Below are 12,889 nucleotides of genomic sequence, written 5' to 3' on the forward strand. Positions count from 1 at the left end.
AAATGAACTGGTGGTTACAATCTGTGCAGCAACCTAATTTAGATACAAAACAACAAGCTGAGCAACATCAACTCCAACTTACCAAACCTACAGGTGCTTTAGGGGATCTAGAGCAGATTGCAATCACACTTGCCAGTTTACAGTCAAATACGCATCCACAAGTTAACCATCCATGGATTACAATTTTTGCAGGTGATCATGGCGTAGTTGAAGAAAATATCTCTGCATATCCTCAAGCTGTTACTCGTCAAATGTTGCAAAACTTCACAACTGGCGGTGCGGCAATTAGTGTCATTGCTAAATATCATCAAGCTCATTTGCAAGTGATTGACTGCGGTACAGCAGGCGAAGCATACGAATATGCAGGTGTTGAACGTCATTGTATTCGTGCCGGCACAGCAAATTTTGCCAAACAAGCTGCAATGAATGCTGACGAGTGCCGTGCTGCCTTAGAGTTAGGGAAAAAAAGTGTAGATACTGCTAAAGCGAATGGAGCAGATATTTATATTGCGGGTGAAATGGGGATTGGAAATACCTGTTCTGCCTCTGCTTTAGCATGCCTTTTATTAAATGATACTGCCGAGCAATTGACTGGAGTAGGTACAGGAATTGGTGCTGATCAGTTAAGACATAAAATTGAAGTAATTGAAAAAGCAATTGAACTTCATCATAAACATGTCATTGGTGATGTCTTCAAAACACTATGTGCTGTAGGTGGTTTGGAAATTGCGGCAATTACAGGTGCTTATATCCGCTGTGCGCAAGTGGGTTTACCTGTGATTGTAGACGGTTTTATTAGTTCTGTAGCCGCTTTATGTGCTGTGCGGATGAATCCTCAAGTGCGTGACTGGATGCTTTTTGGTCATCAATCGGCTGAATATGGACATCGCCGTATTTTACAAGAACTCAATGCTGAGCCGATTTTAAATATGAATTTGCGTTTGGGTGAAGGTAGTGGTGCTGGCGCTGCTTTGGCATTGGTTAAAATGGCTTGCGCTTTACATAACCAAATGGCTACCTTCGCTCAAGCGGCTGTAAGCGGAAATAAAATTGGCTAAATTTAGGATTGATTTGCTCAGACATGGAGAAAGCCAGTATAGCCATACCTTACGTGGCCATTTAGATGATAAGTTAACAGCAAAAGGTTGGCAGCAAATGCAGGCAACCATTGAGCAAGTTACAGACCAGACATGGGATGTCATTGTAAGCTCTTCATTAAAACGTTGTGCTTGTTTTGCTGAGCAACTGGCCAAAACAGCAGAACTCCCTTTACTTGTAAATCATGACTTAAAAGAAATGTATTTTGGTGAATGGGAAGGCGTCTCAACTCAGCAAATTTATGAAACCTCACCCGAATTATTGGCAAACTTTTGGCAAAAACCAAGTCAATATTGTCCACCTCGCGCAGAAACATTAAACCAGTTTCAAACAAGGGTTCTTAAAGGTTTTCAGAATTTGCTGGAGCAGATGCAAAAGCAAAACTTACAGCATGCTTTAGTTATTACTCATGGAGGTGTCATTAAGCTATTGGCTTGTTTAGCCAGACAACAGCCTCTAGATGACTTACTTAAAATGCCGGCAGAGCTTGGAAAATTATATTCACTCGAATTTTTTGAAACAGATGGTCAATTAACTTTTAAGTTAAGATAGTAGTTTTATATTTTTATACACTTGTAAGTTATTATTTTTAAAATGTTATTTTAGCCTGTGTAATATAACTGTCATTGCTAGTATCTAAGCTATTGGCATTTCTTATTAATCACACATCTGGCTTATGAATATTTTATTTAAAACAACTGTGCTTGCAGCATCATTATTGCTCGCGGCTTGTAATAACAATGATGATCAAGAAGCTCAAACTGCACCATCTACAAACCCATCAAAATATTATCAAACGAAAACGCCTTACCAACCTCAACAAGACTTAAAAAGCTATGAACAAGCGCCGACTGGGTTCCAGCCAGTTTTTACAGAGTTAGTGGCACGTCACGGTTCGAGAGGTTTATCAAGTCTGAAATATGATTTAGCACTTTATAATTTATGGAAACAGGCGAAAGCTGAAAATGCCTTAACGCCACTAGGTGAGCAATTAGGTGCTGATTTAGAAGCAATGATGAAAGCGAATATTTTGTTAGGTTATGGTGTTGAAGGGATCCGTCAGTACGGTTATGGAAATGAAACCATGACAGGTATTTTAGAACACCGCGGTATTGCCGATCGATTATTACAGCGCTTGCCAACTCTTTTAAATGCGCAGGCGTCTATATTGGTACAAAGTTCTGGAGTAGACCGTGCGGTAGATAGTGCTAAATTTTTCACTGCTGAACTCATTAAACAACAACCCCAACTGAAAGATAAAATTGTTCCATTGTCTTATACCAATTTATCAAGTGAAAACGTGCCGAGTGTTGAAGATGGCGGCGTTGATCGTTTTAAACTTTATTTTCATAGCTTGAATGCAGACGAAGACTTAGCTCAACCATTGAGTGTTAGCCAACAAAAAATTTATGATGCAAGTCAGGCTTATCAAGATTTTGAAGAAAATAATAAAGATTTAGCTCAAAAGTTAGATGAGTTAACAAAAAATACTCAGGCTGAAAAAACTGCCCAACTGGTACTCAGCCCAATTTTTAAAGCTGACTTCATTAAAAAGCTCGATACCACTGGTTATAGCTTTAGCAATGCCGGATCATTTACAGTAACTTCGCCGAAAGGTGAGCAAATTACAGAAAAAGGTAAGGGGAAAAATACAATTGCCAGCGCAGTTGATGCAGCGGCTTATATTTATGAACTCTATTCAATTTCTGGTGGTATGAAAGATGAGTTAAAAGGTATTGATTTTGATAAATATATGCCTTTGGAAGCCGCAAAATTTTATGCTGAATTTAATGACGCCAATGATTTTTACGAAAAAGGCCCAAGCTTTACAGAATCAAATCAAGTCACCAGTGAAATCGCCCAAGGACTTAAACAAGATCTGTTCCAACAAGTTGATGCTGTGGTGAATAAAGCCCAACCTTATAAAGCAGTTTTACGGTTTGCCCATGCTGAAATTATTATTCCTTTAGCAACCAGCCTAGATTTGCATAATATGATGCAGCCGTTACCACTACGCCAGACTTATAATTACTCGACAAGTGCATGGCGTGGTGAAGTAGTTTCACCTATGGCGGCAAATGTACAGTGGGATATTTACCAAAATAGCCAAGGCAATACTTTGGTAAAAATGCTTTATAACGAAAAAGAAACTTTGTTCAAATCTGCATGTAACTATGCACGTTATACACCAACCAGTTTTTACTACGACTACATCAAATTGAAACAGTGCTATCAAATGCAATAGATTTTCAGTTTTTGAAGTCTTTAATGGGAATAGGGATTGCTATTCCCATTTTTATTTCTTCATAATTCAATTTGTTTTTAAATATAGACCAGTTAGAGACTTGGATATGACACCTTTTTGGATAGCATTGCAATTTTTAACTGTTCTGCCTATTGAGCTAAAAACAATACCAACGGCGCAACAAAATAGTCGAGCTATTCTGTTTTATCCTCTAGTTGGTCTGATTATTGGGGGCATACTTTTTCTTGTTACCTGTATTTTTGTTAAATTACCCGCTCTTTTACTTGCTGCAATCGTACTCGCTTTATGGATCTGGCTAACGGGCGGATTGCATTTAGATGGGCTAGCAGATACTGCCGATGCGTGGGTAGGTGGTTTTGGAGATAAACTACGTACTTTACAAATCATGAAGGATCCAAGTTGTGGTCCAATTGGAGTCCTCAGCTTAGTTATCATATGTTTGCTCAAATTTTCACTGATTTATGTGTTGATTGAACAGCATCAATCTTTATTTTTAATATGCATTCCTATCCTTGGGCGTGTGGTGCCATCTATTATGTTTTTAACTACACCATATGTCCGCGAAAAAGGCTTAGGCCGTTCTTTGACAGACCATTTACCCAAAACTGCTTCATGGATAATAACTGGGTTCGTTCTGTTATTACCTTTGTATTGGGAGTGGCAAGGGCTTATTGCCATCATTGGTTTTTTAATCAGTCTTGTTTATTTAAGACATGTGTTTATAAAAAGGATTGGCGGTATTACAGGGGATACCGTCGGTGCAGCGATTGAAATAGGAGAAACTGTACTGATGTTTACTTTTGTCGTAAGTTATTTTTATTTAGTTTGATGTTAAATTCCACCTCAATAAAATAAAAAAAGCCCTCAAAAAATGAGGACTTAATTTTCAATCTTAAAAAGATGAATTAGCGTTTTGGTAAAACTTCTTTTAAAGCTTCATGCATTTCAAGCAATGTCTTTTCAGTAGTTTCCCAGTCAATACAACCATCCGTTACTGATTTACCATATTCAAGGTCACAAAGATTGTCAGGAATATCTTGGCGACCACCTTTTAGATGACTTTCAACCATAATACCTACAATTGACTTATTGCCGTCTAAAATCTGTTCAGTAATGTTTTTAAGAACAAGCGGCTGTAAGTACGGGTCTTTATTCGAGTTAGCGTGGCTTGCATCAATCATAATTTTGTTGCTCACTTTTGCTTTCGCTAAAGCGTTTTCCGCTTCTGCAACAGAACCAGCATCGTAGTTTGGTTTACCGTTACCGCCACGTAATACCACGTGTGCATAAGGGTTACCTTTTGTATTAATGATTGAAACCTGACCGTCTTCGTTAAGACCTAAGAAGCTATGACCATATTTAACAGACTGCATGGCATTGGTTGCGACAGTTAAACCGCCGTCTGTACCATTTTTAAAACCTACTGGTGATGATAGACCAGAAGACATTTCGCGGTGAGTTTGGCTTTCGGTTGTACGTGCACCAATCGCAGACCAAGAAATTAAGTCTTGATAGTACTGTGGAGAGTTAGGATCAAGTGCTTCAGTTGCACAAGGTAAACCTTTTTCATTTAACTCAAGCAAAAGTTTACGGCCAATACGTAAACCTTTTTCGATGTTAAATGAGTCATTCATATCCGGATCATTAATTAAGCCTTTCCAGCCAATTGTAGTACGTGGTTTTTCAAAATAAACACGCATAACTAGATATAAAGTATCTTTAACCTTTTCGCTTAGCGCTTTTAGGCGATCAGCATATTCGTGAGCAGCTTTTGGATCATGAATAGAGCAAGGACCAATAACGACAAATAAACGTTTATCTGAACCATCTAAAATATTACGAATAGTTTCGCGGCCTTTTAGAACAGTTTGTGAAGCAACATCAGATAACGGAAGTTCTGATTTAAGCTCAGCTGGTGTTACAAGAGTTTGGATGCTTTTAATGTTAACGTCGTCGATATCTGGCTTGGAAACGGAATTTGAATGTGTAGTCATTGCTGTCACTGGTTCGATCATACTAAAGGTTGTTTTGTGTACTGAATATACCATGAAATAATTATGAAAATACTACATCTCATGGCAATTCAGTTTGGAAAAATCCCATTGATTTTACTATCTTTCGGTCGAGTTGCCTGTTTTTTCAGCAACTACTGCTTGTTGTTGTACCACAGCTGCTTTTGGTTTGGCTTTGACTGGGTGGACCATAAAGTTAACACCAAGAGCAAATAGTGTAATACCCAAAATTTTACGAATTAAACGTTCCGGCATACGTGAGCTAATTAATGTTCCAATAATAATTGCCGGAATTGAACCTACTAATAACCACATAAGCAGCACAAAGTCGACATTACCGGCACTCATATGCCCAAGACCTGCGACTAGGGTTAAGAGTACAGCGTGTACGACATCGGAACCAATAATACGAATCATTGGTAAGTTAGGGAACATGATTACAAGTGCCATAATTCCAAAGGCACCAGCGCCGACTGATGATAGTGTTACGAATACACCCAAAATAATACCCATAATCACAATATAGGTACGTTTATTTTGAACAGCTAATTGCTCATTTTCAGTTTGAGTATTCTCTTTATTTCGGAATTTATTAAAGAACTTTTCAATCCGAGTACGGAAAATGATAGAAACACCAGTTAAGGTCAACATAAAGCCTAATACCATGGTTAATACAGCTTTATAATGAGTTGACTGACTTAAATAATGCTCAAGTACCCACGCAGTACCAAAAGATGCCGGAATACTACCGACCGCTAACCATAAAACAATCGGCCACACGATATTAAGTTTTTTTGCGTGAACCATCGATCCACAGAACTTAGAGATCGCGGCGTAAAGTAGATCAGTACCAATTGCGATATGCGGTTCAATCCTAAAAAGACCAATTAAAATTGGTGTCATTAATGATCCACCACCAACTCCTGTAATACCTACACAGAAGCCAACTAACATACCTGCCAAGATAAATTCAAAAGCACCAGACATCTTTATCGCCACTTATCACGAAACGCAGATATCTTATTCCTTTTAGAGATAAACAGTTGTCATGAATAATGATTTACTTATGCAAAAAAACGCTAAGCAATCAAAAAAAAGCCTATTTTGATGAAATTTTATTCAAATTCATGACTTGGATGATGATTTTAAAGCTCTCAATGGATTAAGCCAAAGTATCAGTAAAAAGGTAAGGGGGGTTGCAAAGATCCACCAGCTGACAAAACCAATTGAAAAACCATATTTTTTGATGAGAATAAATCCGCTCAACGCAAATAGTAAAAAGGCCAATATCCTCAACAATGAATAATATTTTTGAGCTAAAGGTTTGAAATGACCAGTTGATTTCGGTGAGCGATATTTTTCAGTCGATATGAATAGTAAATACATGCCTAGTAAAGTCAGGACAAACACAAAGAACATCATGAATTCACCTCAATATTTAACTTACTCAGGTTTTTTTGAATTTTATCTGAAGCTTTATGTTGAATAGGCTTAATTTTAAGAAATATAAAAAGGGCTAGAGCTGCAAATAACCAGAAAAATATATCTATACGTGCAAAATCCCAATAACTACTAAAGTTTTGAATATAATTGTTTTTTAGTAAATAACTTATATTCAAGACAGGGAGTGCAATACTAAGCAGAATAAAAATACCTAGCTGAGTTTGCCATAAATATTGTTTTTTAGTGATGAGCGCAATAATAAAGCTCATGAGCCACACGAAGAAGAAACTATAAATTTCATAATTAACAGTGGGGGCCGTGACAGTAAACAATCGATTCGCATACAAATAAGCAAGAGTTGCACAAGGCAAACCTACAAAGGTAGCAACATTTAAACGGTCAACTAAATAGTGCCCGAAATGAAACTTACTATTTTTATTTTGAAGTTGGCGTTTAAGGCTCCAAAGCAACAAGCCAGAGGCAATCATTACACAGCCTAAAATGCCAGAGAAAAACAATCCTAAACGAAGTAGAGGCTGAGCAAAAGTTGCCATATGTAGACCATATACTCCTGCATAAAGTGTGGCAATAGGACTATGATTACGTGTATCACCCAAGACTTTAGCGGTTGTAGCATCTAATGTGATTTGTGCTTGATTACGGGTAATAGAATGGTCTTCTTGCTGAATAAACGTAATTTGAGCCTGATTCGTATTTGGGTTTTTAACACTCATGGTTGCTAAAGTTTGATTTCCCCAACGCTGTTTAAGTTGGGCTAATAGCTTTTCAACTGGTAAATTCTGTGCAGGATGCGGTGTTGTACTTTCTGTGACTGTTTTTGTACGTATATCATTGAAATATTGATATGGATTCTCTGGATAGAGTTTTTGCATTCCCCAAGGTAAATATAAATAGAAGAAAATAGCCAAGCCAGTAAAAGTAACTGTTAAAAAGAAGGGCAGTGCAATAACAGATGAAACATTATGAAAATCTAACCATGAGCGCTGCGACTTAAAGGTGCGCAAGGTAAAAAAATCGGTGAAGATTTTTTTATGAGTAATAATGCCTGAGATTAACGCAATCAACATAATAAAAGCTGCTAAAGATACGACCAACCGCCCAATTAATATCGGGACACCAAAAAGTTGATAATGGAAACGGTAGAAAAAGTCACCGCCTTCAGTCGCAGAAAGTTTTAATTCTTGACCAGTGTTTGCATCGAGGGTTGCATTTCCATAACTACCATCTGGTTTTTCCCAATACATCGTATTCACCGGACTTTCAGGTGTAGCAACAGTTAAATACCAAGATTTAGCATCTGAAGCGTGTTCTTGTAAGTATTGATATGCCGTTTTAATTGCCACATCTTGTTTTATTTCAAATTGTGCAAGGGGTGGTTGCATCCACAAATTAATTTCATGGCGGTAATAAGACAAACTTCCCATTAAAAAAATAGCAAATACGAGCCATCCAAAAATTAAACCAGTCCACGAGTGGAGCCATGCCATAGATTGACGTATACCTTTATGCATAACTTACCGTCCGTGTCACAATAAAGAAAAGGGCAAATAATGCGATTGATAAAATGGTCAGTCGCAATAATGATTGGATGCAGAAACCAACAATCGCGAAAAATACATAAAACAAAATAGAAATGAAGGCCGCCAAATAGATAGCTTCTGGCTTGTCTAAGTTCAAATGGAAAATTTCAGTTAGTCCAAGACTTAAGTACGCCATACAGGCATAACCCATACCGAAAACAATTAAGAATCGATAGAAAACTTTTATGCGATATAACATGGGAAGATTTAAAGTTTTGGACATATTTACTGACACATAAAAAAATAAAAAAGAAAGCCAACCCCAAATTGGGATTGGCTACGCTATTAATATTTAAACTTTACAGCAACTGTATAGTTGGCTGGGGCACCATAAAAAGCCTGCCCATCTGGGAAACTATTTAAATATTTCTTGTCAAAAATATTATTACCATTTGCTTGAAGCGTAATATGATCATTGACTTCATAGCTTGCCATTAAATTGACTAAAGCATATGCATCTTGTTTGATCGTACCGTTTACATTTGAGTCATATAACTTTATCCCATCTTGCCACTGTAAACCTGCACCAACTTTAAGCTTAGGTAAAACTGGCGGAGTATAGGTAGTTAGCAAGTTAAGTGTCTGGTTTGGATTGTATGTTCTTGCTTCGCCACCATTTTTAGTATCTTTAATACTAAATTGAGCATAGCCGAGAGAAAGATTTACGTTATCAGTAATTTGACCTGATAGACCGACTTCTACACCTTGCGATTCTAGATCACTCGTTGGTACTTTTCGGTTAAGTGGGTTTCCATCCGAGTTACGTAAAGGGTAATTGTTTTGTTCAGTTTTAAATACTGAAAGTGTGCCTGTTAAACGGTCATCTAGCCATGAGCTTTTTACACCCATTTCATAGCTTTTACCCTCAATAGGTTTTAAAGCTTGATTGGTATCTTTATCAATACCAGTTTGTGGACGGAAAATAGAGGTATAACTCATGTAACCCGTATATTCAGGTGTAAAATTATAGGTTAGTCCGACATATGGAGAAACTTTACTTTCACTATATGACATTGGTGAGCCATAACTTTCGCCTTTACTCTCAGCTTGAACATAGTTTGCACCAAGTAAAAGTTTTAAATCTTCATTAAGATGTAAACGTGTCGCGGCATAAATTGAGTTAATATTTTGTTTATAGTTGGCCGCTTCTGTGAAATCTGACCAAGTTATAGATTGCGGTGTCCAACTTGCCCAATCGGTAGTAGTTGACTTTATAACGTTACTATCGTTAATCGTTCCTGTAGATTGTTTATCTTGTTGATGATTACGTACATAGCTGTAGCCTAGAGTTGCTTCATGTTCTCGGTTAAATAGCTTATAGGTCCCTTCGAGATTAAAATCTACAGCATGTTTTTCTTGATGTTCTTGTCCACCCCAAGGCGTTAGAGAAACACCGGACCCATCAGATTTTGGATAACCATAGTAATAGAGAAGACGGCTATTATGCTTCGTATCAAGATAGTTGTAAGTCAGTTTAGCATTCCATTGGTCATTAAGTTTTTGCTTTAATTCAACAAAAGCATTTTGTGTCTCATTATCCCAATGTGCCCAATCAGGGTTTGGATTATATGAGCGGTCATAGGAAATTTGTTTACCGTTGGCATCTAATAAAGGTAGTGCACCCCAGTTGTTTGCATTAGGTTTATTTTGTTCTTGGCTATAACCTGCGGTAAGTAAAGTGCTATCTGTTAAATCGGCTTCAACAATACCAGCAAAGCCGTTTTTTTCCGCAGAATATCGGTCTAGGTAAGAATCACCAGTTTGTTCATAGCCCATAATACGGCCACGTACTTTTCCACTTGGTAGAATTGAGCCAGATACGTCAGCTTCATAGCGCTGCGTATCCCATGAACCGTAACTTACACCACCGCTTGCTTGAAATTCTTGTGTTGGACGTTTTCGAATATTATTGATGGTTGCACTCGGATCGCCAAAGGCATTAGTTAACGAGTCAGCTCCTTTAACTACTTCTACACGATCATAGAAATAAGTATCAGGATTCGTATTGTTATAGTTATAACCTGAGAGGGGAAAACCCACGCCGTCAGTTAATATATTTGAAATCTCAAAGCCACGAGCCATATAGGTAGTTCGCTCAGTTTCTTGATTAGATACTGTTACACCAGGGGTGTTTTTTAAAACATCGCGAGTACTAGTAAGACCAAAATCTTCTATTTGCTGACGAGTAACGACGTTAATGGTTTGAGGAGTTTCTTTAGCCTCAATATTAAGCTTGGTTGCACTACTCGAATTTTTAACATTATATGCTTTAGTTTGTTCAGAAGACTGTTCAGCATTTGATGCTTTAACTTGAATTGTCTGTAAAGCTTGTACCTGTGCATCTTGGGCATAGGTGAGGTTTGCATAACAAATCGCGCAGGCGATTACGGTAAGCTTAAATGATCGAGGTGGGATATTCATAAGATTAAAGATAATGTAAATAATTCTCATTTATTTTATTGTTTGTAAATGTAAGCTACAATTCAAATTGCATTGTTAATTTAGATTAAAAGATGGTGAATGAGTGTAATTTTAGATAGCTTGTGCTGTGGCCGCTCTTGGTAAGTACATATAGATCAAGTTCAAGATTGATAAACCTCTATGCTAGAATGCATTATTTCAAATTCTTGGGTAAATCGCCTTGGCAAACCGAAAACTTAAAATAGGTATTGTAGTTGGGGAAGTTTCTGGAGATACGCTTGGTGTGAAACTTATGCGTAGTTTTCGAGAACAAGGAATCGATGCCGAATTTGAGGGAATCGGTGGTCCTCAAATGATTGCTGAAGGTTTTAATAGTTATTACCCAATGGAAACTCTGTCTGTGATGGGGATTGTTGAGGTATTAAAAGACTTAAAAAAATTATTCGCCGTGCGGGATGGTTTAATTAACCAATGGACTCAAAATCCAGTTGATATTTTTATTGGTATTGATGCACCAGACTTTAACCTCAGACTTTCGAAAAGTATCAAAGAAAAGAATCTTCCAATAAAAACAGTTCAATATGTGAGTCCATCAGTTTGGGCATGGCGTCAAGGGCGAGTACATGGCATCAAACAAAGTATAGATTTAGTACTTTGCTTATTTCCTTTTGAAAAAGTTTTTTATGAACAATATGAAGTTCCAGCGGCATTTGTAGGCCATCCATTAGCTAAACAATTACCGCTTGAGAACCCTATTCAAATTGCTAAACAAGAATTGGGTGTTGATGAAAATCAAAAACATATTGCTTTGTTGCCTGGTAGCCGCAAAGGTGAAGTAGAAAGGCTTCTTCCTATGCTATTGGGGGCAGCCAATATTTTGCATACAAAATATCCAGATATTCAGTTTTTAATTCCGGCAATTAATGATGCGCGCAAACAGCAGATTGAGCAGGGGGTTGAACAATTAGCACCGCAGTTAAAAGCAAAAATTCATATTTTAGAAAATACGGATAGCGAATCGAAAATTGGTCGTATGGTCATGAACGCGAGTGACATTATTGCCTTAGCATCTGGAACGGCGACATTAGAAGCCATGCTCATGCATAGACCAATGGTCACTTTCTATAAACTGCATTGGTTAACTTATTTAATTGCTAAATTCTTGGTGAAAATACCTTATTACTCTTTGCCAAATATCATCGCGGGTAAAAAAGTAATTGAAGAGCTGATTCAGGCTGATGCAACACCTGAAAATTTAGCGGCTGAAATAGAAAAACTAATGAATGTTGAAACCGCTCAAATTCAAGTAATGCAACATTTAACTATGCATAAACAGCTTATTTCTGGAAATACAGAAGATCCGGTTCAAGCCATTTTGCAATGTTTGAATAGCTAATTTTTAAGATTTGATTGGCTAATTGCTTTTAATCCAGCTAATGAAAATTTTTTAAAATGTTCAACTAAATCATGTAAGGGCATCTGAGCAATATTTTTAAGTGGCTCAGGTGCTTGAGCATTAGGCCCGGCAATAATAAGCATCATGCAAGGGGTCATCACGCTTAAAATACAAGGTAAAACGGCCGGATCATTTTCATCTAAGTTCGCCACTTGACTAATCAACTTTCGAATAAGAAAAAATTTTCTCATTCCAGTTAATTCAATAAAACTTAATAAATGCTCAGACGGTGAAAACAGTTCGCGAATAAAAACTTTGCCATGCCAAACATCTTTTTCCGTCAACTTATGTAATAAAGTTTCAAGTAATAAACTCAATTTTTCTTCGGGAGAGTAAGTACTTTCAACAAGTTCTAGTAAGTATTGTTCATCTAGGTAATGGGCATGAGCTTCCATTAACACTGCTTGATATAGCCCATCTCGACCATCAAAGTGATAATTAATTGCCGCTAAATCGACATTTGCTACTTTGGCAATTGTTTTGTTTGCTGTTTTTGCAAAACCATATTGGGCGATTAAGGGTCCTGCTGCCTCAATAATTTTAGTCTTTGTCAAATCACCATCACTTCGTCTAGATCTGGACATGTTTAAAC

Annotated in this window: 12 protein-coding genes; 5 read left to right on the plus strand and 7 right to left on the minus strand. The window is 37.3% G+C overall.

Going from position 1 to position 12,889, the window contains the following annotated elements:
- Nucleotides 1-2 precede the first annotated feature (2 nt).
- From cobT to GO593_RS15915, 4 genes are all read left to right on the plus strand, one after another.
- Entirely contained in the window at nt 3-1,058 is a 1,056-nt protein-coding gene (cobT, locus tag GO593_RS15900) for a nicotinate-nucleotide--dimethylbenzimidazole phosphoribosyltransferase (RefSeq protein ID WP_001104733.1), read from the plus strand.
- Nucleotides 1,051-1,650, plus strand: a complete 600-nt coding sequence (locus tag GO593_RS15905; RefSeq protein WP_001051583.1) for a histidine phosphatase family protein — start codon at nt 1,051-1,053, stop codon at nt 1,648-1,650. The genes cobT and GO593_RS15905 overlap by 8 nt, the downstream gene beginning before the upstream one ends.
- A 124-nt stretch (nt 1,651-1,774) precedes the next feature.
- Entirely contained in the window at nt 1,775-3,343 is a 1,569-nt protein-coding gene (locus GO593_RS15910; protein ID WP_001023029.1) for a histidine-type phosphatase, read from the plus strand.
- A 106-nt stretch (nt 3,344-3,449) separates the two neighbouring features.
- On the plus strand, nt 3,450-4,193 hold the full coding sequence (locus GO593_RS15915; protein WP_000187515.1) for an adenosylcobinamide-GDP ribazoletransferase: 744 nt from the start codon (nt 3,450-3,452) through the stop codon (nt 4,191-4,193).
- A gap of 76 nt (nt 4,194-4,269) precedes the next feature.
- Here the strand turns inward: GO593_RS15915 and GO593_RS15920 are convergent, their stop codons facing one another.
- The 6 genes from GO593_RS15920 to GO593_RS15945 form a co-directional block, all read right to left on the minus strand.
- On the minus strand, nt 4,270-5,379 hold the full coding sequence (locus GO593_RS15920; protein WP_000572396.1) for a 3-deoxy-7-phosphoheptulonate synthase: 1,110 nt from the start codon (nt 5,377-5,379) through the stop codon (nt 4,270-4,272).
- A 96-nt stretch (nt 5,380-5,475) separates the two neighbouring features.
- A complete protein-coding gene (locus tag GO593_RS15925) occupies nt 5,476-6,363 on the minus strand; it encodes a sulfite exporter TauE/SafE family protein (protein ID WP_000011876.1) in 888 nt (295 codons plus the stop codon).
- Nucleotides 6,364-6,501: 138 nt separating this feature from the next.
- A complete protein-coding gene (locus GO593_RS15930; protein ID WP_000971118.1) occupies nt 6,502-6,798 on the minus strand; it encodes a hypothetical protein in 297 nt (98 codons plus the stop codon).
- Entirely contained in the window at nt 6,795-8,351 is a 1,557-nt protein-coding gene (locus GO593_RS15935; RefSeq protein ID WP_000548738.1) for a PepSY-associated TM helix domain-containing protein, read from the minus strand. Before GO593_RS15935 ends, GO593_RS15930 begins: the two co-directional genes overlap by 4 nt.
- Entirely contained in the window at nt 8,344-8,643 is a 300-nt protein-coding gene (locus GO593_RS15940; RefSeq protein ID WP_000047695.1) for a hypothetical protein, read from the minus strand. The genes GO593_RS15935 and GO593_RS15940 overlap by 8 nt, the downstream gene beginning before the upstream one ends.
- Before the next feature lie 62 nt (nt 8,644-8,705).
- A complete protein-coding gene (locus GO593_RS15945) occupies nt 8,706-10,841 on the minus strand; it encodes a TonB-dependent siderophore receptor (protein WP_001025140.1) in 2,136 nt (711 codons plus the stop codon).
- 220 nt (nt 10,842-11,061) lie between these two features.
- Here GO593_RS15945 and lpxB point away from each other — a divergent pair, with 220 nt between their 5' ends.
- Nucleotides 11,062-12,237 carry a lipid-A-disaccharide synthase gene (gene lpxB / locus GO593_RS15950; RefSeq protein ID WP_000013436.1) on the plus strand — a complete coding sequence of 392 codons (1,176 nt, stop codon included), beginning with the start codon at nt 11,062-11,064 and terminating at the stop codon, nt 12,235-12,237.
- On the opposite strand, the gene GO593_RS15955 is transcribed toward lpxB, so the two are convergent.
- Complete coding sequence (locus GO593_RS15955) at nt 12,234-12,881, minus strand: error-prone polymerase regulator EppR (protein ID WP_000091623.1); 648 nt, start codon at nt 12,879-12,881, stop codon at nt 12,234-12,236. The two genes, lpxB and GO593_RS15955, sit on opposite strands and share 4 nt — an antisense overlap.
- Between the last annotated feature and the right edge of the window lie 8 nt (nt 12,882-12,889).

Source organism: Acinetobacter baumannii, from assembly GCF_009759685.1.
Taxonomy (GTDB): domain Bacteria; phylum Pseudomonadota; class Gammaproteobacteria; order Pseudomonadales; family Moraxellaceae; genus Acinetobacter; species Acinetobacter baumannii.